21 protein-coding genes and 1 tRNA gene are annotated in these 21,406 nt (G+C 63.7%); 18 read left to right on the top strand and 4 right to left on the bottom strand.

Going from position 1 to position 21,406, the window contains the following annotated elements; genetic code table 11:
• From IC50_RS21870 to IC50_RS21825, 10 genes are all read left to right on the top strand, one after another.
• Nucleotides 1–996: aminoglycoside phosphotransferase family protein (locus tag IC50_RS21870; RefSeq protein WP_035709523.1), on the top strand; the 996-nt coding region annotated here is incomplete at its 5' end.
• A complete protein-coding gene (locus IC50_RS21865; RefSeq protein WP_081492485.1) occupies nucleotides 971–1,819 on the top strand; it encodes a transketolase in 849 nt (282 codons plus the stop codon). The genes IC50_RS21870 and IC50_RS21865, both read left to right, overlap by 26 nt.
• A 10-nt stretch (nucleotides 1,820–1,829) precedes the next feature.
• Nucleotides 1,830–2,789, top strand: a complete 960-nt coding sequence (locus IC50_RS21860; protein WP_035709521.1) for a transketolase family protein — start codon at nucleotides 1,830–1,832, stop codon at nucleotides 2,787–2,789.
• An 8-nt stretch (nucleotides 2,790–2,797) separates the two neighbouring features.
• On the top strand, nucleotides 2,798–3,904 hold the full coding sequence (locus IC50_RS21855) for a DegT/DnrJ/EryC1/StrS family aminotransferase (protein ID WP_035709519.1): 1,107 nt from the start codon (nucleotides 2,798–2,800) through the stop codon (nucleotides 3,902–3,904).
• Nucleotides 3,894–5,012, top strand: a complete 1,119-nt coding sequence (locus IC50_RS21850) for a DegT/DnrJ/EryC1/StrS family aminotransferase (RefSeq protein ID WP_035709517.1) — start codon at nucleotides 3,894–3,896, stop codon at nucleotides 5,010–5,012. The genes IC50_RS21855 and IC50_RS21850 overlap by 11 nt, the downstream gene beginning before the upstream one ends.
• Nucleotides 5,009–5,815: a sporadic carbohydrate cluster 2OG-Fe(II) oxygenase gene (locus IC50_RS21845; RefSeq protein ID WP_035709515.1), complete on the top strand. Its 807-nt coding sequence runs from the start codon at nucleotides 5,009–5,011 to the stop codon at nucleotides 5,813–5,815. The genes IC50_RS21850 and IC50_RS21845 overlap by 4 nt, the downstream gene beginning before the upstream one ends.
• A complete protein-coding gene (locus IC50_RS21840; RefSeq protein ID WP_035709512.1) occupies nucleotides 5,808–6,200 on the top strand; it encodes an LIC12192 family sporadic carbohydrate cluster protein in 393 nt (130 codons plus the stop codon). The genes IC50_RS21845 and IC50_RS21840 overlap by 8 nt, the downstream gene beginning before the upstream one ends.
• 25 nt (nucleotides 6,201–6,225) lie before the next feature.
• Complete coding sequence (locus IC50_RS21835; protein WP_035709510.1) at nucleotides 6,226–6,891, top strand: class I SAM-dependent methyltransferase; 666 nt, start codon at nucleotides 6,226–6,228, stop codon at nucleotides 6,889–6,891.
• Complete coding sequence (locus tag IC50_RS21830) at nucleotides 6,869–7,456, top strand: WbuC family cupin fold metalloprotein (RefSeq protein WP_050991055.1); 588 nt, start codon at nucleotides 6,869–6,871, stop codon at nucleotides 7,454–7,456. The genes IC50_RS21835 and IC50_RS21830 overlap by 23 nt, the downstream gene beginning before the upstream one ends.
• Before the next feature lie 9 nt (nucleotides 7,457–7,465).
• On the top strand, nucleotides 7,466–9,148 hold the full coding sequence (locus IC50_RS21825) for a hypothetical protein (RefSeq protein ID WP_035709508.1): 1,683 nt from the start codon (nucleotides 7,466–7,468) through the stop codon (nucleotides 9,146–9,148).
• A gap of 40 nt (nucleotides 9,149–9,188) precedes the next feature.
• On the opposite strand, the gene IC50_RS21820 is transcribed toward IC50_RS21825, so the two are convergent.
• Nucleotides 9,189–11,354: a hypothetical protein gene (locus IC50_RS21820; protein WP_157461029.1), complete on the bottom strand. Its 2,166-nt coding sequence runs from the start codon at nucleotides 11,352–11,354 to the stop codon at nucleotides 9,189–9,191.
• Between the two features lie 413 nt (nucleotides 11,355–11,767).
• Between IC50_RS21820 and IC50_RS21810 the strand changes: the two genes are divergently transcribed.
• The 6 genes from IC50_RS21810 (at nucleotide 11,768) to IC50_RS21785 (ending at nucleotide 17,145) form a co-directional block, all read left to right on the top strand.
• On the top strand, nucleotides 11,768–12,988 hold the full coding sequence (locus IC50_RS21810) for a class I SAM-dependent methyltransferase (protein WP_244429623.1): 1,221 nt from the start codon (nucleotides 11,768–11,770) through the stop codon (nucleotides 12,986–12,988).
• Between the two features lie 5 nt (nucleotides 12,989–12,993).
• Nucleotides 12,994–14,208 carry a class I SAM-dependent methyltransferase gene (locus tag IC50_RS21805; protein WP_035709500.1) on the top strand — a complete coding sequence of 405 codons (1,215 nt, stop codon included), beginning with the start codon at nucleotides 12,994–12,996 and terminating at the stop codon, nucleotides 14,206–14,208.
• A gap of 3 nt (nucleotides 14,209–14,211) precedes the next feature.
• Nucleotides 14,212–15,240, top strand: coding sequence for a Gfo/Idh/MocA family protein (locus tag IC50_RS21800; protein WP_035709499.1), 1,029 nt, complete (start codon nucleotides 14,212–14,214; stop codon nucleotides 15,238–15,240).
• Between the two features lie 61 nt (nucleotides 15,241–15,301).
• Nucleotides 15,302–15,757: a hypothetical protein gene (locus IC50_RS21795; protein WP_244429622.1), complete on the top strand. Its 456-nt coding sequence runs from the start codon at nucleotides 15,302–15,304 to the stop codon at nucleotides 15,755–15,757.
• Nucleotides 15,754–16,263 carry a hypothetical protein gene (locus IC50_RS21790; protein WP_244429621.1) on the top strand — a complete coding sequence of 170 codons (510 nt, stop codon included), beginning with the start codon at nucleotides 15,754–15,756 and terminating at the stop codon, nucleotides 16,261–16,263. The genes IC50_RS21795 and IC50_RS21790 overlap by 4 nt, the downstream gene beginning before the upstream one ends.
• A gap of 120 nt (nucleotides 16,264–16,383) precedes the next feature.
• Nucleotides 16,384–17,145, top strand: a complete 762-nt coding sequence (locus IC50_RS21785) for a glycosyltransferase family 2 protein (RefSeq protein WP_035709525.1) — start codon at nucleotides 16,384–16,386, stop codon at nucleotides 17,143–17,145.
• A gap of 122 nt (nucleotides 17,146–17,267) precedes the next feature.
• On the opposite strand, the gene IC50_RS21780 is transcribed toward IC50_RS21785, so the two are convergent.
• Nucleotides 17,268–17,343: transfer RNA gene (locus tag IC50_RS21780), tRNA-Trp, on the bottom strand.
• 149 nt (nucleotides 17,344–17,492) lie between these two features.
• Here IC50_RS21780 and IC50_RS21775 point away from each other — a divergent pair.
• Nucleotides 17,493–18,728 carry a serine hydrolase domain-containing protein gene (locus IC50_RS21775; protein WP_035709495.1) on the top strand — a complete coding sequence of 412 codons (1,236 nt, stop codon included), beginning with the start codon at nucleotides 17,493–17,495 and terminating at the stop codon, nucleotides 18,726–18,728.
• Between the two features lie 97 nt (nucleotides 18,729–18,825).
• On the opposite strand, the gene IC50_RS21770 is transcribed toward IC50_RS21775, so the two are convergent.
• Both IC50_RS21770 and IC50_RS21765 read right to left on the bottom strand, forming a co-directional pair.
• Nucleotides 18,826–19,593 (bottom strand): SDR family NAD(P)-dependent oxidoreductase, encoded by a 768-nt coding sequence (locus IC50_RS21770; RefSeq protein ID WP_035709493.1) that lies wholly within the window; start codon nucleotides 19,591–19,593, stop codon nucleotides 18,826–18,828.
• A 139-nt stretch (nucleotides 19,594–19,732) separates the two neighbouring features.
• Nucleotides 19,733–20,431 (bottom strand): histidine phosphatase family protein, encoded by a 699-nt coding sequence (locus tag IC50_RS21765; protein ID WP_035709491.1) that lies wholly within the window; start codon nucleotides 20,429–20,431, stop codon nucleotides 19,733–19,735.
• Nucleotides 20,432–20,564: 133 nt separating this feature from the next.
• Here IC50_RS21765 and IC50_RS21760 point away from each other — a divergent pair, with 133 nt between their 5' ends.
• Nucleotides 20,565–21,350 carry an SDR family NAD(P)-dependent oxidoreductase gene (locus IC50_RS21760; protein WP_035709490.1) on the top strand — a complete coding sequence of 262 codons (786 nt, stop codon included), beginning with the start codon at nucleotides 20,565–20,567 and terminating at the stop codon, nucleotides 21,348–21,350.
• The last annotated feature ends 56 nt before the right edge of the window (nucleotides 21,351–21,406 follow it).

The following is a 21,406-nucleotide window of genomic DNA, read 5'->3' as shown; positions in this document are numbered from 1 at the left end:
GGCAGCCGCCTCTCCGGGGCGCAGGTTGCGGCCGCCCAGCCGGCGCGGTCCGGCGGCAACAACCGGGTGTTTCGGCTGGAGATGGCGAAGGGACCGCCCCTCGCCCTCAAGCGCTATCCGTCCGACGGACGTGATCGCCTCGGACAGGAATATGACGCGCTCTCGTTTCTGTCGCGCCACGGCATCAATTCGACGCCGCGGCCCGTGGCGAAAGATCCTGCTGCATTCTGCGCGCTGTATCAGTGGTTCGACGGTGATGCGGCGGTCCTGCATCCCCAGCGCGACGATGCCGACCAGCTGGCCGATTTCCTGATCGAGCTGCAAGAGCTGCGCAACGCGGAGGGCGCGCAGAATTTGCGGAACGCGTCAGCCAGCATCTTTTCGCCCGAGGAAGCCATCGCCCAATACGAGCAACGTCTCGACGGACTACGGCGCGCATCGCAGGATCACCCGGACCTGCGCGCCTTCATGGACGGCAGCCTGGTTCCCAGCACCGCCATCGCGATCCGGCAACTCCGTCGACGCTATGCGGAACTGGGCCTGGATCCGGCAGCGGACCTTGCACCTGCCCATCGCGCATTGAGCCCGTCGGATTTCGGGCTGCACAACGCGCTGCGCACCGCCGACGGCAGACTGCGTTTCATCGACTTCGAATATTTCGGCTGGGACGATCCGGTCAAGCTCGTGTCCGACACTGCGATCCACCCCGGCAGCGATCTGCCGGCGGCCGGCGCGGACCGATTGATCGAACGGCTCTCGCGCGCCTTCGAAGCTGGGGATGACGCGTTTGCGATCCGCCGTGACGTACTGTATCCTGTGTTCGGGGCGATTTGGTGCCTGATTGTCCTGAATGCCTATTTGCCGGAAAGCCGCTCCCGGCGCGCCCTGGCTGCGCAAGGTGGCGATCTGACGGTCCGCCTTGCCGGCCAGCTCGACAAAGCCCGCCGGCTCCATCAAACGATTTGCCAACGTGATCCAGATCTCACCCCACGCTGAAGCCGCTCTCACCTGCACGCTGGACGAGCGCAGCCTCTATTTACGCCGCCTGGTCCTCGGTTCTGTCCGCTCTGCCGGACGCGGACATGTCGGTCCGGCCCTGTCGCTGATCGAGATGGTCCGCGTGCTCTACGACGACGTGTTGCGGATCGATCCGAACAACCCGCGCGATCCGGAGCGCGACCGCGCGATCCTCAGCAAGGGACACGGTTGTCTGGCGCTCTATGCGCTCCTGGCCGATCGCGGCTTCTTCCCACTGTCGGAGCTGGAAGGCTTTTGCGGGCCCGACAGCATTCTGGGCGGACATCCCGAATATGGCATGGTGCCGGGGGTCGAGGCATCGACCGGCGCGCTCGGCCATGGCCTGTCGATCGGTGTCGGCCTCGCGCTCGCCGCGCGGATGCGCGAGCGCAGCTACCGGACCTTCGTGCTGCTCGGCGATGGCGAGATCAACGAGGGATCGGTGTGGGAAGCCGCCATGGGCGCGGCCAAGCACGGGCTCGACAATCTGGTCGCGATGATCGACTACAACAAGCTCCAGAGCTACGGGCCCACCGACTACGTCCTGCCGCTGGAGCCGCTTGCGGACAAATGGCGCAGCTTCGGCTTTGCCGTGCAGGAGCTCAATGGCCACGACGTCGGCGCCCTGCGCACCGTCCTGAAGCAGGTCCCGGCCGTTCCGGGCAAACCCACCGCGATCATCTGCCATACCGTCAAGGGCAAGGGTCTTCCGGCCGCGGAATCGAACGCCGACTGGCATCACAAGAACAAGCTGACCGACAGCGAGCTCGACGCCATTCGCGTCGCCGTCGGCGATTTTTGATCGGCTTCCCATGCGCAACACCGCGATGAACATGGTCCACAAGCTCGCCGCGCGCGACGAGCGAGTGCTTTACATCGGCTCCGATCCTGGCGCCGGCACCTTGCGCGCGATGAGCAAGGAGTTTCCCAAGCGCCATCTGATCGAGGGCATCTCGGAGGCGCACATCATCGGCATGTCGGCCGGTCTCGCGATGGAGGGCTTCGTGCCCTACGTCAACACCATCGCGACGTTCCTCACCCGGCGCTGCTACGAACAGGTGGCCGTCGACCTCTGCCTGCACAATCTGCCGGTGCGGCTGATCGCCAACGGCGGCGGGCTCGTCTACGCACCGCTCGGCCCCACCCACCAGGCGATCGAGGATATCGCCATCATGCGGGCGCTGCCGAACATGACGGTGATCTGCCCGTGCGACGCCGACGAGGCGGCGCGCATGATGGAGCAGACGCTGGACTGGGAGGGTCCGATCTACATCCGGCTCGGAAAGGGTGGCGACGCCATCGTCTCCAAGGCCGAGCACGGCTTCGAGATCGGCAAGGCCATCCTGATGCGGCCGCCGGGCGACGTTCTCATGGTGACCACCGGCATCATGCTTCAGCGCGCTATCGCCGCGGCCGACCTCTTGGCCGCGCAGGGCGTCCGCGCCGGAATCCTGCACATGCATACGGTGAAGCCGCTCGACACCGCTGCGCTGCTGCAGGCGATCCGCGGCGTCAAGCTCGTGGCCACGCTGGAGGAGCATGTGCCCTCCGGCGGTCTCGGCAGCGCGGTCGCGGAGACGCTGATCGACAAGCTCGGTTCGGGCCTGCCGGCGATGCTGCGTCTGTCGCTGCCGGACCGCTTCATGCACAATTACGGCTCGCAGGACTCGCTGCTGAAGAAGCACGGACTTTCTGCGGGCTCCATTGCGACCTCGATCGAGCATGCGCTCGCGGCGTCGCATACCGCCTCCCCTCAACTTCATTCCACCTGACGGGTCACATGTACGACGTTCGCTATTCCTATCTGCTCGAGCAATTCGCCGACCCCGCTCCGATCCTGGCCGAGATCGGCCGGCTGGTTGCGACCGGTGACTTCACCCTTGGCAAGCCCGTCGCCGAATTCGAGAAGCGCTTTGCCGAGCTGATCGGCGTGCGTCACGCCATCGGCGTCGGATCAGGCACCGACGCGCTCAAGCTGCCGCTCAAGGCGCTCGGCATCGGCCATGGCGACGAGGTCATCACCGCCGCCAACACCTTCATCGCCACCGTCGGCGCGATCGCCGAAACCGGCGCGACGCCCGTGCTGGTCGATTGCGACGATTCCTTCTGCATGAACGTCGACAAGGTCGAGGCAGCGATCACCAGCAAGACCAAGGCGATCATGCCGGTCCAGTTGACCGGCGAGGTCACCGACATGGGCAAGCTGATGCCGATCGCGCAGCGCCACAACCTGCCCGTCGTCGAGGATGCCTGCCAGGGCATCCTGTCGGAATTCGCGGGAAAACGCTCCGGCACTCATGGCATCGCGGCCGGCTTCTCCCTGCATCCGCTCAAGAACCTCAACGTCTGGGGCGATGCCGGCGTCGTCGTCACCAATGACGACGGCATGAACGAGAAGCTTCGCCTGATCCGCAACCACGGCATGAAGAACCGCGACGAGATCGCGATCCTCGGCTGTAATTCGCGGCTCGATTCCCTTCAGGCAGTCGTCGGCAACTGGCTGATCGGCCAGACCAGCGAGATCACGCGGCGCCGGATCGAGAACGCGGCCTACTACGACGCGGGCCTCGCCGGCCTGCCCGGCCTGCGCATCCCGCCGCGCCGGCCCAACGTGAAGCACGTCTACCATCTCTACATGGTGTTCGCCGAGCGCCGCGACGAGCTCTACAAATACTGTCTGGACAACGGCATCGAGGCCAAGATCCACTATCCGATCCCGCTGTATCAGCAGGAAGGCCTCAAGCATCTCGGCTACGCGCCCGGCACCTTCCCGGTCACCGACCGCCACGCCAGGGAAGTCATCAGCTTCCCCGTCGACCAGCACCTGACGCGCGCGCAGCAGGACCGCGTCATCGAAACCGTTCGGAAGTTCTGCCATGGACGCTGACACCGGCCGCCGGCGCATCGGTTACGTCAATCTTCCCGCGCAATTCGAGGAAGAACGCGCCGAGATCATGCAGGCGGTCGAGGGTGTATTCCGGCGCGGCGACTTCATCGGCGGGTCGGCGGTCGGAAAGCTCGAGGAGGAATTGTCGGCCTATCTCGGCTCGGCTCATGTCGTGACGCTGAATTCCGGCACCGACGCGCTGATCCTCGCCATGCGGGCGCTCGACATCGGCCCCGGCGACGAGGTGATCACTCCGCCGAATTCGTTCGTGGCATCGACCGCCGCGATCATCGCGGTCGGCGCCACGCCCGTCTTTGCGGACGTGCTGCCGGACCAGAACATCGATCCGGCCGCGGTCGAGGCCGCCGTCACCCCACGGACCAGGGCGATCATGCCGGTGCACCTGACCGGGCGCATGGCCGACATGACCCCGCTGATGGCGATCGCGGGCAAGCACGCGCTCGCCGTGATCGAGGACAGCGCGCAAGCCGTCGGCTCGACCTATGACGGCCGGATGAGCGGCACCATCGGCACGTTCGGCTGCTTCTCCGCCCACCCCTTGAAGAATCTCAATGCCGCGGGCGATGCCGGCTTCCTCGTCACCGCCGACGCCGAACTCGCCGCGAGAATCCGCCGGCTGCGCAATCACGGCCTGATCAACCGCAGCGACGTCCAGGAATGGGGTATCGTCTCGCGGCTCGACACGCTTCAGGCCGAGGTGCTGCGCATTCGCCTGCGTCACCTGCCCTCGGTGATCGAGCGCCGGCGGCGCAACGCCGCGCAATACCGCGCCGAGCTCGCGGGCCTGCCGCTGTTCATTCCGCCCTGCCGCAACATCGAGTTCAACACCTTCCACACCTTCGTGGTGCAGACCGACCGTCGCAACGATTTCCAGAAATATCTTGCCGACAAGGGCATCGAGACCGCGATCCACTATCCGGTCCCGATCCACCTGCAGCCGGCGGCGGCGCATCTGGGGCATGGCCGCGGCGCGTTTCCCGTGACCGAGCGGCAGGCGGACCAGATCCTCACCCTCCCCATCAACCAGTTCCTGTCGGCCGCCGATATCGGCTATATCTGCGCGACCGCCCGGGAGTATTTTGCATGACGGACACGGACTTCCTGCACGCCGACGAGCAGGCGCTGGCGCAGCGCTTCATCGACGATGGCTTCGTCACCACGCCGGCCGACGATCGCGCCGGGCTCGATCGGATCCAGCGTCGTGCCGCCGAGCTCGCGGCGAACTATCTGAAGCTGCCGCACAGCAACGACCCCTACGCGATGCTCGACACCATCCATACGCGGGTGAGCGTCGATGATCTCAACGGCCTGCGGCTGCACGTCTTCAACGGCCTCAACGCCGAGCCGTGGTTCCGGCCGACTTATTTCCGTCTGGCGCGCTCGACCATCGAGACCATCGTCGGCAACGAGCTCTGCATGCAGCGCCGCGTCAATCTGAGCATCCAGCTTCCCGGCGACAGCTCGTCGCTGCTCGCCACCCATTCCGACGTCTGGTCGGGCGACTCGCCGTTCGAGGTCGTGGTCTGGGTGCCCCTGGTCGACGTGCACCGTACCAAATCGATGTATCTGCTGCCGCCGTCCCTGAACGGCGACATGCAGGACCGGATGGCGACCTTGCGCAGCGCCGAGGAGCTGTACAAGACGATCAAGCCGCACGCGACCTTCATCGAGATCCCCTACGGCCACGTGATGCTGTTCAACCAGACCCTGATGCACGGCAATCGCGTCAACGAGGAAGCCGGCACACGCTGGAGCATGAACTGCCGCTTCAAGAGCATCATGTCGCCCTACGCGGACAAGCGTTTCGGCGAATTTTTCGAGCCGATCCTGCTGCGCCCGGCAACGCGGGTCGGGATGCAATACAAGCTGCCGGGAGGCTTCCATGGCTGAGCGAGCCGGCCATCGCGGCTATATCGGCGCCCGGCCGCTGAACGGCAGCCGCACCCCGCAGCACGTCCAGAACATCGTGATCCGCGACTACGCGCGGCGGAAGAACCTGCAATATCTCCTCAGCGCCGCCGAGCACACCATGCCCGGCAGCTACATGGTGCTCGAGGACATCCTGGACGAGCTGCCGCGGCTGCGTGGCCTGATCCTCTACAGCATCTTCATGCTGCCGCCCGACGAGGCACGCCGGCGGCAGATCTACGACCGCGTGCTGCGCGAGGGCTGCGACCTCCACGCAGCGGTCGAAGAGATCACGCTGTCGTCGCAGAAGGACATTCAGGCCGTCGAGGACATCCTGCTCGTCAATAAGTTCGCGACCATCCTGTGACGATGCCGCGGACGGGTTGGCCCCCATGACCGAGATCAACCTGCTCCAGCCGATGCACGCATCGACCAGGCGGAACTACGTCCAGCGCGTGGTCGAGCATGACAAGGCGGAATCCGCCACCGTCGCGCGGCAATGGGGACGCGACTACTGGGACGGCGACCGGCGCTACGGCTACGGCGGCTATCGCTACGACGGACGGTGGCGCCCGCTGGCCCAGACTCTGATCGATCGCTACGGCATCAAGCCCGGCATGAGCGTGCTCGACGTCGGCTGCGGCAAGGGCTACCTGCTCTACGAGTTCACCCAGCTCGTCCCCGACCTCAAGATCGCCGGCATCGACATCTCCGACTACGGCATCGCCAACGCCAAGGAGGAAGTGCGGCCGCACTTGAAGGTCGGCAATGCCGTCGAGCTCCCCTACCCCGACCACAGCTACGACCTTGTGGTCTCACTCGGCGTGCTGCACAATCTTCCGCTTGAGGAGGTGTTCCGCGCCGTATCGGAAATCGAGCGGGTCGGACGTGGCGCCTCGAAATACATCATGGTGGAATCGTTCCGGAACGAGCGCGAGAAGGCGAACCTCCTCTACTGGCAGCTCACCTGCCTGAGCTTCCACGCGCCCAAGACGTGGGCGTGGATCTACGACAAATGCGGCTACACGGGCGACCATGGTTTCATCTTCTTCGAATGACGCGGCCAGCCGGCATCGGCGAACATCGCTGCGCGCGCAGAATCCGGAAGTGTTCTATTCGGACGATGCCATCGTCACGGCGGACGACGCCACCATCGCGGAACTGAAGCGCATCGCCGCTCAAAATCCGCGCCTGCGCAGCCGGCTTTGCACGCACCCCGACCCGTCGTCCGGCCTGCATGAGATGCTGATCGTGCATCACCGCGAAGCCTATGTGCGGCCGCACAAGCATTTCGGCAAGCCGGAGTCCTTTCATCTGATCGAGGGCACTGCGCGGATCATCATCTTCGAGGACGACGGCCGAATTCGAGATGTGCTCGACATGGCGCCCTACGGCCAGGGCAAGCTGTGCTACTACCGGATGCCCGAGGAAGTATTTCACTCGATCCTGATCACGTCGGAATGGCTGGTGTTTCATGAAACAACCTCCGGCCCGTTCGATCCCTCCCGCACGGCATTCCCCGACTGGGCGCCGGACGGCAGCGACGCAGCGGCGGTCCGGGGCTACATGGCCAAGGTCGAGGCTCTTGCGGCCGCATATCAAGGCAGATCGCCCCTGGCGTAGACAGTCGCGATGAACATCCAGAACGAACGTGCGCCATCGGACGCCGTCTACCTTTGGGCGGCCGGGACTCTCGCCCTTGTTGCAAGCGCCCCGGCGCTGTTTGCGCGGCAGATATTCGGCGACGACTGGACAGTTTACTACATCTACTGGACTGAAGGCGCGGCGAGCGTCGCCCGACTGATGTGGCAGGCCGCCCACGGCGGCTATGCGATCCCGATGGAGCTTTTCGTAGCACTTGGTTCGGATACGCCGAGCCTCGTCGCACGCATCACCGGGCTGACGTGCCATTTGCTGAGCGGCCTGCTGCTCTATCGGGCCTTGGGACTGTCCGCCTATACCCGTCCCGTCGCGGCGCTGACCGCCGCACTCTTCCTGCTGACTCCGTTCTACGTCATCCGGCTGACCTTCAACGCGATCTACGATTTCTTTCTGGTCTTCTATCTCCTGTCGCTCGTACTCATGGAAGCGCGATCGCGGGCGCTCCGATGGATCGCGCCGCTGTGCCTGTTCTTCTCGCTCTCGCTGGAGACCTTGATCGCACTTGAGCCGTTACGTTTGCTGATCGCCTGGCGTGCGGGCGAACGGTGGACGGCATGGCTCGCGCGGCTCGTCCCATTCTGGCTGATGATCGTAGCGGTTGTCGTGTTGCGAGTGACGATCATGGGAAAAAGCGGCCACTACGCCGAGCAATATGCGCCGGTACACGACGTCAATGTCATCGCCGCCGCGTTCCTCACGCATCTGCGCGCATTTCCCCGCGCTCTGGCCTTCGCCTTCGACTACGCCGCAGCGATGTTCGGTCGCGGAATCTTTGCTGCGCTCATTCTGACGGTGATCGCCGTTTGCGCCCTCTTTGGCGAGCGCCTGTCGCGGAGCAAATGGCCTCTCACCTCTACCAGATCCGTTCTGCTGCTCCTGCTGGGGGCCACAATCACGGTGCTCGGCGCCGTTCCCTATGCGCTGGTCGGCATCTACGGGGATGTGACGCGGGGCGAGTCGAGGCTGTTGTTTCCATCGCAGTTCGGCGTCCTGCTGCTGTTGGCGACGGCGATTCAGCTGGTTCCGAGCGCGCGGCTCAGGGCAGCGGTCGCGGGGTCCGTCATCACCGTGTTCGCGCTATCAATGGCCCATGATTCAAAATGGCTGCTGTATGACGGTCTCGTCACCACGGATCTGACGCGCCAGGTGCGGGCGGCGCTCCTTGCCGACCCCGAGCCGAAGGTTGTCGAGATCAAGATCATCCCGGCCAGCTGGACCCTGCTCTTCAGACAACGCTGTCTCGGCGCGGCCGATATGAACGCTGCGCAGATGATCCTGCGAGATGGGCAGCGCCAGCCGTCGTTTGCCTATACCGACAACTGCGGCGATTTCACCAATCCAGCTTTTGTGCCGGCGGGCCGCTGCCCGGTGTCTTACATCGACGACAGCCAGCACTGCCCGGCGCGACGTGAAACGTGGCAGTACCAGGCCACACCGGGCATCCCGCCGCTTGACGAAATCGGCCTGCTCGAACTGCTGGCGTCGGAGCGCAGCACCGCTTCGTCCTCAACAGGAGGCCGCGGCCAACTGACCCGGACCGCGGACGGTCGGCAGGTGCCGCTGCCGCGGAGCGAGTACCGTCCTCCCTGTGGCCGGGCTGGGGTACGGCCTCTGCTCTGGTTGCTGGCGATGCCCGCTCCGGGCTGCGACTAGCGCCTTCGCGCCAGCCGCAGCCCAAGCGGATCTCCCCGCGTTATTTCTTCAAATAGAGGTCAAGGTCTTTTCCGCTCTCCGCGAGGCGATACTGCTTGCTGAGAACATCCTTGATCTTTGCCTCGGCCCAAGCGTAACCCAACGTGGAGCGGCGATCGATGAACAGCTTGTCCGCATTGGCCAGGCTCATATCGAGGTGATGCAGGTCAAAGACCGAGATTGACGGGACGAAGTAATATTTGGGAGCCCGTTCCGCCTCCAGCAAGAACACCCAGTCGATTCGCGAGATGAGCGCAGCACGCTCATCCGGACCGACATGTTTCTTGATCAGGTCGAGATCCTGCTGGGGCGCGTAGTACTCATCGCCCTTCCATTGCGTGAGTGGAAAGGGATCCACCATATTCAGCGCGATGCTGGGGTAGCGCAGATACGACTGCATGCCGTGCGGAATCGTCGGCTGTTTCGGATCAAAGACGAAGCAGACGTAAATCGCCGTCAATGCGAATGCAGCGGAGCATGCGGCGCGTCGCCCTGCGCTTCCCCAGTGAGGAACCACATATCTCTCGATGAACTGCCGGAGCCACCAGGCCGCCACGATCAGATGGGGCAACGAATTCTGATGCCAGACCGCGAGAAGCGAACGGTTCACCCATTTGAAGGTCAGGAAACATCCGATGATCGCGAGGAAAAGGATGGCGGCGCGATCCGGTGAGGGACGCTCCGTACCCAGAATGAACGACCGCGACAAAACGGCGATCGTCGCAACCGCAAGGCCGGGAACCAGCAGGTTGCTGATCAATCCCCAGTTCAGGCCCCAATTGATGAATTCGAGCCCCCACATCGCCTTTCCATACAGGAGGATCGGTTCAAAAAGATCGGCATGAAAGGCGAAGCCGAAGGCATTCTTGCCATAGGCTGCCGCGGAGATTCCGTAGAACGCAATCAGCGCCGATACCGTGACGATACCCGCGAGCCTGAACCGCCCGGGGGTGCGGGCAAATACGATGAAGAAGGAGATCGCCCCCGAAACGGTGATGGCGATTCCGGTCTCGAACATGATGCAGAGGGATGCCCCCATGACGACGCCGAGGAGACACGCCGACAGTGCATTGGGCTTTCTATAGAGCCGGATGAAAAGCCCGACAGCGATCATCAACAACGGAAACCGGATCGGCCAGGCCGACGGACCGAACAACGAATTGCCCTCGGTCTGGAAGTTGAGAAAGAATGCCGTGACCGTAACCGCGGCGCCCCAGAAGACCGACTGGAAGAGCCAGGAGATCAGCAGAAACGCGGAGATGTAGAACAGCGTCGTCACGGTGCAGATCGTCCAGACGTAGTTCTCAAGCGTATGCAGAAGCGACGGCGTGAGCAGATGGAAAAACAGCGGTCCCGTCAGCAGCGAGTAGTGCGACGTGTAGTCGGCGCCGAGGCTCAAGGATGGAATGAACCTATAGAGCGCCGGTCCGATCATGTAGGACACGATGTGCTGCTCCGGTCCGATGCGCGCCGCCATCGAGGTGATGGAGTGCGGGAACATCAGTACCGTCAGGATCGCGGCAAACACCACCAGGAACAGCAGGCGTCGAGTCGTCCATAGCGTCCAATTCTCATCCGCAAGCAGTTGTGGCGCTCGGTACGATTGCGTCGTTGGCAGGAAGTGCGGATGCAGCACCCCTACCGCAAGGACGATCGTCGCAAGCAGCAGCGGCAGCCATGCGATATGTTGGCGAAGCGGCTGGTAGCCGAGGTGCAGGAGCGGAATGGCGATGGCGATGCAAGCCAGGCTGATGCCCAGCCGGGACTGCCGCCTGAAATAGCCGAACCAGACGGCGGCCAGGATAGGCCCGATCACGATCCACCCGGTCAGCAGGTACTTTTCGAAGAACTTGATCTTGATTCGATCCGGCTCCAGCTCGAGAGACGTCACCAGCGATTTGTCGATACCGTTGAAGTACCTGACGCCCAGCGGATCGGAGAAGGACATCGGCCACGAGAGCAGCGCGAGGAAAAATAGGGCAAAAGCCATCGCCACGACCAGATCGTTCAGTTCGTTGTCGTGCTGCTGTCCTAGCTTCATGGAAACCTCGTGGGTGACATGACCCATCTCGTGCTGTGGGGGAAGTCGAGACTGCGTCTGCTTACTCAGGGCGGTGGGAAGGAGCGGGCGAAGCCCTGCGCGGCCGTTTTGACAGATGAAAGACATGGCAGGCGCTTCGCTTGTCAAACCAAATGTTCATCGCTGGTCCACGGGAAATCAACTTGGGCCCATCTGCACGAGCGATCGCATCGCGGTGCGCCAATGCGCGACCGACAGAAATCGCTGCCTATCGGAAATCTGCTGCGGCGGCCTGACGACCGGGCTGCGGCGGCATTGCGTCCTGATATATGGATTGTCGAGGAATTACAATTGCTTGAGCGCGCCACTCGCAACGCTTTGCTCGGTCGATGCGTGTCGGGGCGAAGCCGCCTTCGCAACGGCTTCTTGACGCTTGCAAGACGCCTGCCCGGCTGGTAGTTGCTGCTTTTCCGGCACCTTCAGCTGGTGTGCCTGTCCGATCGGGGCATGGGGCTTGAGATGCTTCGTTACCAGCCGCATCAACTCCATCGAAAGTCATCGTGTCTGAACCCGTGAGCAAGAACTGCCGGCTTTGCCATGCCAACGACCTGCGACCGGTCATCGATCTGGGCCTGATGCCGATCGCGCATCGCCTGCTGCACAGCAGGGATGAGCGCGAGGAACGATTTCCATTCGAGGTGCTGGCCTGCGGTGCGTGCGGCCTCCCGCAGATCGTCGAGCCGATCGATCCCGATATTCTCTATCGCCAGTTCAACTACAATTTCAGCAGTTGGAAACCAGAGCCGCATCAGCCCGACGAGCTCGACACCATCGCGCAGTTCACGACACATCATTCGGTTTTCGAGATCGGCTGCAACGACGGCCTGTTCATGGACAAGCTTCGCGAGCGCGGCGCGAAGGTTCTGTTCGGCGTGGAGCCCAATCCGGTCTCCGGCAAGATCGCCAGCGAGCGCGGCATCACTGTATATTCCGACATGATCAGCCCCGCCCTGTGCCGCGACGCCGTGGCAAAAGCCGGCAAGTTCGATCTCGTCATTGCGCGCCAGGTGCTTGAACACATCGTCGATTTCGAGAACTTCTTCGAATGCGTCAAGCTCGCGCTGAAAGAGGATGGCCTGCTGTTCATCGACGTTCCGAACTTCGCGCCGGGATCGTCGGTCGGAGATCTCTCGGTGCTCTGGGAGGAGCATGTCAGCTACTTCACGGAGGCCACCTTGCTCGCCCTGCTGGCGCGCCACGGCTTCGAAACCGTCTCGGTGAAGAAATACAATTTCAGCGGAGGCACCCTCGCCGTTGCTGCGCGCCGCAAGCAAGGCGAGGTCGCCGCGCCGACACCGTCCCCGGGGGTCGGAGAGAAGTTCGCGCAGCTCGCCCGCGAATATGGAGCGCGCCTTCGGCCCGCCCTCGCAAAGTTTCGGGCACGCGGCGCGCAGGTCGCGATCTACGGAGCCGGCTGCCGCGCCTGCACCTTCACCAATGCCCACGAATTGGCAGACCTGATCGACCTCTCGGTCGACGACCAGACCGAGCGTCAGGGCCTCTTCCTGCCGGGAACCCGTATTCCGATCCGGTCGCCTGAGGAGTTGCGGGACCGCACTGAGCCGCTCATCTGCCTGCTCGCGGTCAACCAGGAGAACGAGGCCAAGGTCAGCGCCCGCCTCCGCGAAGCGCTGAAGCGTCCGCTGAATATCGTTTCGGTCTTTGCTCCATCCGACATCTGGCGTGAGCTGGACCGGCTCGAGGCGGCAACAGCAGGCTAGGCGTAATGGCTGACGCGAAGCTGTTTCAATACTACCAGCGCCAGAGCATTCTGCCGACGTTCGGCAACTTCAAGTCCGCGGCAGAACTGAACGCTTATGCCGCCCAACGGCGCGCGCTGTTCCTGGACAAGCTGTTGTTGCCGCCCCGGTTGTTTCGCGATGCCGAGGTGCTCGAATTCGGCCCCGACTCCGGCGAGAACGCGATGGTGTTTGCCGGTTGGGGCGCGAAGATGACGTTGGCGGAGCCCAACCAGCAGGCGCACGAGAAGATTCGCTCCTACTTCGATCACTTTGGGCTGTCGGACCGGCTTCGCGAACTCGTTCTGGCTGATGTCGAGGGATTTCGCGGTCAGCGCCGCTTCGATCTCGTGGATGCGGAAGGTTTCATCTATACCGTCCAGCCGACCGAGACCTGGCTGCGCATCTTTCACGACCTGCTCAATCCCGACGGCTACGCCGTAGTCTCCTACTATGAACGCTATGGCGGATTTTTCGAGCTCGCACTCAAGGCGATCCATGCGGCCGCCAAGGCGTTGACGGGCCTCGCGCCACAGGAAAGCGCAAAGCGTCTGTTCGAGACGAAGTGGAACAGCATTCCCCATACCCGCCGCTTCGAATCCTGGTTGATGGATGTCCTCGAAAATCCGTTCGTCCGTTACCGCTATTTTCTCGACGCTGCGACGCTGCGCAGCGCCGCGAATGCGCTCGGTTTCGACGTCCACGCGGCCTGGCCCTCTTATGACGACACGCTGGCGGTCTACTGGCACAAGAAGATATTGTCTGATGATGAGAAGCTGCGCCGCGCGGAGCAGCATCTTCGTCGCAGCCGTCTCAGCTTTCTCGGCGGACAGAAGCTCTATCTGGTCGGACCAATCGAGGCTGTCGATACGATCTGTGCCACGATCGAGCGGCTGGCCGTCGAGATCGACCGATTGATCGACGACCCGCTTGGCGAAGGCCTGGCGAGAATCATATCCGATCTGGACGCGCTCCGCGGCGCTGTCAGGACCACAGACATCCTGGCTGACGACAATGCCGACGTCGCCGCGTTCCAGGCGACGCTCGACAGTTTCCTGCAGATATTCGAGGCGATCGGACGTCGGGACAGCGACGGCCTGGCCGCTCTCACCCGGTCGGACGAAGCTTTCATCAGGATGTGGGGGCAGCCGGCGCATTTCCTGGTCATACGCAAGCGCCTCGGGCCGCCACAGGATGTGTAGAAATTGACGCCGGGGATTGGCATCATCGGCACCGGCATGGTGGGCCAAATGTGCCACCTCGCCAATTTCATTTCCAATCCCGCCTGCCAGGTGGTTGCCGTCGCCGACCTGCGACCCGATTTGGCCGCAGCCGCCGCCGCAAAGTTCGCGGTGTCGCGCGTCTATCGTACGCACCGGGAACTGCTCGACGACGATGCGGTATCCGCCGTCGTCGTGGTGACGAGGCGACGCGCCACCGGTCCCATTGTCCTCGACGCGCTGAACAGCGGTCGCCATGTGCTCTCGGAAAAGCCGATGGCATATACAACTGCTCAAGCAGCGACCCTCGTCGAGGCCGCCCGAAAGCACGACCTGATCTACAGCGTCGGCTACATGAAGCGTCATGACGCCGGCGTCGCGCGTGCGCGGTCGCTGCTGGCGCGCCTTCGGACGGACGGATCGCTCGGCCGCATCATCGGAGCTCGCGCATGGTGTCTCGGTGGCCTCACCGGTGCCTCGGTCGACAGCTTCGTCATGACCACGGAAACCCGTCCTGAGGGGCTCGAGCTTTGGCCGGATGGGCCCGACTGGATGCCGGCGGCGATGCGGCCGCGCTATGATACGTTCTTGAACGTGTTCAGCCACATCATCAATCTCGCGCGCCATGTGCTGGGCAGTTCCCCCACATTGCAGGCGATGCCGACGGCAACCGCGCCGGAAACCAGCATGGCGCTCGACTTCGCCGGCATTCCCTGCATCTTCGCGTTCGCCAACGAGGCCGCCGGTCCATGGCGGGAGGGACTGGCGGTCGAATTCGAGCGTGGCACCGTAACAATCGAATTGCCGGCGCCCTTTGCCGAAGAGGAGGCCTTGGTCACCCTCGATCGGGATGGTCAACGCTCGCAAATGGCACGCGGACGAAGCTGGGCATTTCGCCGGCAAGCCGAAGCATTCGTCTCGGACCTGATCGGACATACACCACCGGCTGCCTCCGGCGAGGACTCGTCCGTCGATATCGCGCTGGCCGAAGCGCACTGGAAACGCGGTCTGTAGCATGGATATCGTACCGGGCCCGGCGCAAGCCGTCGCGATATGCCTCAGCGTTGCGCTTCCATTGTTGTTGTTCGTCGTGGCCCGTGCCACGAACGTACGCGGCGCCGGCCGGACCTTTCGGATCGGCGTGGGCCTCGCAACAGCATCGTTTGTGCTCGCTTGCCTTTTCCTTCCCGGCGAGCGGCATTTCGATGATGTCCTCGCCGGCGCGCTCCTGCTGGCCACGGGCATCCTGCTGTCCTACGTATTCTGGAGCCTGCTCGCCTGGGGCTTTACCCTGACCTTGCTGACGTCGCTGGTTCAGGCCGGCCGTCCGATGACGTCGGACGAATGGGCTACCGCTTACATGCGGGGCGGCAATCTCGGCACGTTCGCCCGTAATCGGCTGAAACTGCTGCTCGGCTCCGGAATGGTTGCTTCAAGCGACGGCAGGCTCGTGGCGACAGCCAAAGGCACGATGGTTGCCGGCGTCGTCAGACTCATTCGTTTCGTCACGGGACTCGGACACGCGCCATGATGTCGTTTGTCTGGGGAGCCATCGGGATCATCGCGTTCATCGTCGTTGCGCCCGCCATGCAATGGATGGCGCGGCGCACGGCGCGGCCGTTGTCGCCCACGATCGTCCTGGCGATCGCCGCCGTCCTCTCGCACGTCGCCAGCACAATCCTCGGCGCCATGACGGTCCCGCAATTCCAATATTGGAACGCCGCCTCGGTCTTCAGCTTCGGCGTGATGAGCTACGTCTTTGCCTTCGGCGCCGTCTACAAATCAGTTTCGCTTGAGATACTGCTCGATGTCACCGAGCGGCCCGGGCGCGAATCGTCCCTGGCGGAGGTGGTGGAGCATCGGATTCCGGATGTGTTCCTCGGCAGGACCAAGATACTGGTCGAGTCCGGCCTTGCCGAGCACATCGGCCCGACCTTTGCCCCCACTGCGGCGGGCCGGAAATTGGCCGGCAGGATCACGCGGCTCCGCCGCCTTTTCGCCATTGGCGATACCGGTCTGTATGATTTTTCGGACTAGTTGCGCAGAACACACACATCGCCGGTTTCGTACCGGGCCGTGTTGTTCGCCCGGCTCAGATGACCTAGAGTTGCGCTGGAGTTCCAGTGGTACAGGGTGGCCGGCACCGGCGACATTGCGATGACACCTTCCAAGGCGGCAAAAAGGCTTACGATCGTCATCCCTGCACTGAACGAGCAGGAGAAGATCGCCGACACCATTGAGGGCGTGCTGCCGCTCGCCCGCGAGCTGCTCGACGATTTCGAGATTTTCCTGATCGACGACGGCAGCACCGACGCCACTGGCGCGATCATGGACGAGTTCGCGGCCGGCGAGCCGCGCATCGTCGTGCATCACAACCCCGAACGGCGGGGTGTCGGTGCCGGCTTCGAATACGCCCTGTCGCGTGCGAAGTTCGATTCCATCACGCTCATTCCGGGCGATCACGCCTTTCAAAACGAGGGTATTGCCCGCATGTTCAAGGCGGCGGGCGCCGCCGACATCGTCATCACCTATCGCGACAACCAGTCGGACCGCTCTGTCAACCGCTCCCTCCAGTCGCATTCGCTGCGGTTCATCCTGAACTGCCTGTTCGGCTTCTGGCTGTCGGACTACCACAGCATGATCGTCTACCCCGTGAGATGGCTGCGCCAGATCGCGGTCAAAGCCGACGGCTACGGCTATCAGATCTGCGCATTGATCTCGCTGCTCCAGCTCGGCCTCACCCACGTCCAGGTCCCCGTGAGCCTGAATGCGGAGCTGAAGGGGTCGTCCCGCGCGCTGCGGCTGCGCACCTATTTCGAGCTTGGCGGCACCATCGTCTCGCTGCTGCGTCGCGTTCCCATCCGGAATGTCGATCTCAGTCAGATTCCCCTCGACGCGGAGCGCGCCCCCGCGCGCTAGTCGACGCCGCGCGGCCTCGCTCAGCGTGGAACGTCGGGCGTCTGGGCTGGCTATCGGCGATTCGTACGTGGGACGTTCTTGTCCCTATCCCGCCAGCATCTCATCCAAGTGTCTGATTTTACTGGCAGGAGTGGCAGGGCTCGAACCTGCGACCCCCGGTTTTGGAGACCGGTGCTCTACCAATTGAGCTACACTCCTACGAACCCGCGTCACCGCGGATCAGGGCCGCTTTCAAGCACAGGGGACGGCCGGTTTGCAAGGGTGAACCGCGCCGGCTCCGCTTGTTTGTGCCGGGGTTTCTGGGCCACAGTCCGTTGGCGACAACGAAAAACAAACCGGGAGTGCCCATGACCCCTACAGCGACCGCCACAGCCGCCCCACAGGCCACGACCGCGCTCCAGACCCCGCCCGTGCCGGAAGCCCGCCCCGAGACGCTCGGGCTGTCGCGTCCGCGGCTCCAGGCCATGTCGGATGCCTTCAAGCGCGAGATCGACAAGGGAACCGTTCCCGGCGTCACCGTATTGGTGGCCAGGCGCGGCCAGATCGGCTGGTTCGAGGCGCTCGGAAAGCAAAGCCCGGCGGGCGCCGCACCGATGGCGCGCGATTCGATCTTCCGCATCTTCTCGATGACCAAGCCGATCGTCTCGGTCGGCATCATGGCGCTGGTCGAGGATGGCCAGCTCCTGCTCAGCGACGCCGTCGCAAAATTCATCCCGGAATTTGCGAGCCAGAAGGTCGGCATCGTCAAGGACGGCAAGCTGGAGCTGGTGCCGCCGGCGCGGCCGATGACCGTGCAGGACCTGCTTCGCCACACCTCGGGTCTGACCTACGAGCACCAGGGCGACGGCCCCGTGCACAAGCTCTACCAGGAGTCGCGCGTCCGCAGCCGCAAGATCAGCAATGCCGAGCACGCCGCACTGGTGGCGAGCTTCCCGCTGGTCTGCCAGCCCGGTGCGGAGTTCAATTACAGCCGCTCCACGGACATTCTGGGCCGCATCATCGAGGTCGTCAGCGGCAAGACGCTCGGCACCTTCCTCACCGAGCGCGTGCTCGCGCCGCTGCAGATGGCCGAGACCGGCTTCTCGACATCCGAGGCCAATGCGGGCAGGCTCGCCGAGCCGTTCGCGGCCGATCCCTGGACCGGCGACAAGGTCGCACTGTTCAACATGCTCGAGCAGCCACTGATGGAGTCCGGCGGCGGCGGCCTGGTCTCGACCACGATGGACTATGCCCGCTTCTGCCTGATGCTGCGCAATGGCGGCACGCTCGACGGCAACAGGGTCATCGGCCGCAAGACGCTGGAGCTGATGGCGTCCGATCACCTCGGGCCAGGCGTTGCGATCAACGGCACCCTGCTCTCGCCAGGCCACGGCTTTGGCCTCGGCTTCGCCGTGCGCAAGGAGGCCGGCATCGCGCCCTTCCCCGGCAGCGTCGGCCAATATTTCTGGAGCGGCATTGCCGGCACGTTCTTCTGGATCGACCCGAAGGAGGATCTGTTCGCGGTGTTCATGAGCCAGGGCCCCGGACAGCGCGACTACACGCGGACCCTGGTGCGGGATCTGGTTTACGCGGCGGTGGAGTGACCCGAAGGATCGTTCCGGGGCGGTCCGCAGGACCGAACCCGGAATCTCGAGATCCCGGGTTCGCGCTAAGCGCGCCCCGGGATGACGCTCTATCGCCTCAACTGATCGTCGCGCCGCCGTCGATCACCATGGTCTGGCCGGTCATGAAGTCGCCGGCCTTCGAGCCCAGGAACACCGCGGCGCCGGCGATCTCGTCGGGAATGCCGATGCGCAGCAGCGGCGAGCGCGAGGTCGAGGCCTTCAAATTCTCCGGATTGTCCCACAACGCCTTGGCGAAATCGGTCTTGATCAGGCCGGGCGCGATGCAGTTCACGCGGATGTTGTGCTTGCCGTATTCGCAGGCGAGATTCCGCGCGAGCTGCATGTCGGCGGCCTTGGAGATCGCGTAGGCGCCGAGGATGGTCGAGCCCTTGAGGCCGCCGATCGAGGACACGATGATGATCGAGCCGTCCTTGCGCTCGATCATCTGCGGCACCACCATCGAGATCAGCCAGTTGTTGGCGACGATGTTGTTGTCGAGAATCTTCCTGAACTGATCGTCGGAGATACCGGCGAGCGGTCCGTAATACGGGTTCGACGCGGCGTTGCAGACCAGCACATCGATCCTGCCGAAGGCGCGGTTGCTCTCGTCGACGAGGTTCTGCAGGTTCTCTTTTGACGAGATGTTGGCGGCGATCGCGACCGCGGTGCCCTTGCCGAACTTGTCGTTAATGCCCTTGGCGACCTGCTCGCAGACGTCGGCCTTGCGCGAGGAGATCACCACCTTGGCGCCGTGCTCGGCCATGCGCTCGGCGATCGCAAGCCCGATGCCGCGCGTCGATCCCGTGATGACGGCGACTTTCCCCTTCATGTCGAACAAGGTCATGTGTCTCTCCCAGATTGATCTTGGTTTCTATGTCATTCCGGGCCGATGCAGAGCATCGAACCCGGAATCTCGAGATTCTCAGGTGCGCAATTGCGCACCATAGTCTGGTCCTTCGGACCATCCCGGAATGACGACCAACTCAGGCCAGCTTCTTGACTTCCGGTCCTGCCGGCTGGTGCATCGCCGCGTGCGCAGCATCCGCGATCCAAGGCTGCTGGTTCACCATCGGCAGCCGCCAGACGGTGCGCTCGGGGCTCGCAAAATGGTCCAGCCGCGTCACCGAGCAATTGTCGATGTCGAACGACAGCCCCCGCTCAGGCTGCCTGTCGAGCGCGAGGCCCAACGCCGCCTTGATGGTGCCGCCATGCGCGACCGCGATGATGTCCTGGCCTGCCGCCTCTTTGTTGATCCGCTCGATGGTGCGGCGCGTGCGGTTGTAGAGGTCCATGAAGCTTTCGCCGCCGGGCGCAGGCTCGTTGATGTCGGCGAACCAGCTGGCGCCGACGGGGCGGCTGGCGATGAACTGGGCGCGGTTCATGCCCTGCCAGCGGCCGAGATTTTGCTCGGCGAGATCCGCTTCCCACTTCATCGATGCAGGCCTTGGGAAGCCCGCGGCCCAGATCGCCTCGGCGGTCTGGTGGGTGCGCATCAGATTGCTCGAATACCAGACCGCCGTGCGTGGCAGCACCTTGGCAACAGCATTGAACACGTAGGTATCGCTGGTGTCGCAGGCGATATCGCTTTGCCCGTAGATGTTGCCGCCGTCGTTGCGCACCGGCGCGTGACGGACCCACCACCACCGTGTCGTGACCACATGGGGCTTGTCTGCACCTGTCATCGAAACCCTTCCATCCCGTCTGATGTCGCTGTACGTGAGTAGCGAACGTGTCTCAAGACACTTTACCGTTTGAAATCTTGTTTGAAATTCCGTCGCGCGGCAAGCGCCGTGCGCAAGCAAAAGGGAGAAACGCATGGGCCGCCTGCAAGGCAAATCCGTCATCATCACCGGCGCGGGCAGCGGCATCGGTCGCGCGGCTGCACTGCTGTTCACCAGGGAAGGCGCAAAGCTGATCGCGGTCGATCGCACCGAGGCGGTGAAGGAGACGGTCGAGGAGATCAAGAAAGCCGGCGGTGTCGCCGAAGCCATGATCGCGGATGCCGGCTCCGAAACGGACGTCATCGCCGTCATCGACAAGGCGGTGAAGACGCATGGCCGGCTCGACGTGATCTGGGCCAATGCCGGCATCTCCGGCGGACTCGTTCCGATCCCCGAGCAGACGGTGGAGCACTGGCAGGAGATCTTGCGCATCAACCTGATCGGGCCGTTTCTCGCGGTGAAACACGCGATGCCGCACATGGTCAAGCAGCAGTCCGGCGCGATCGTGCTGACCGCCTCCGTCGCGGGCCTCAAGGCCGGCGCCAGCGGACATCCCTATGCCGCGAGCAAGGCCGGTGTGATCAGCCTGGTGCAGACCACCGCCTATTCGCTCACCGGCACCGGCGTGCGCATCAACGCGGTCTGCCCCGGCCTGATCGAGACAGGCATGACCAAGCCGATTTTCGACCGCGCCAAGGAGCGCGGCACCCAGGACAAGATCGGCCAGCTCAACCCGCTCAAGCGCCCCGGCCAGCCGCACGAACTCGCCGCGATGGGCTTGTTCCTGGCGAGCGACGAAGCGTCGTACGTCAACGGCCAGGCCTTCCCGGTGGACGGCGGCTTGACGGCGTCGATGCCATATACGGGGAAACCGGTTTAGCACGGGTGATGTGGTGTCCCGGACGCGACGCAGCGCGCAAGCGGTGCGGCGCAGAG

The organism is Bradyrhizobium genomosp. I (2014), from assembly GCF_000261685.1.
GTDB lineage: Bacteria > Pseudomonadota > Alphaproteobacteria > Rhizobiales > Xanthobacteraceae > Bradyrhizobium.
The sequence above is the reverse complement of the archived record's forward strand: the minus strand, read 5'-3'. Positions and strand labels throughout refer to the sequence as shown.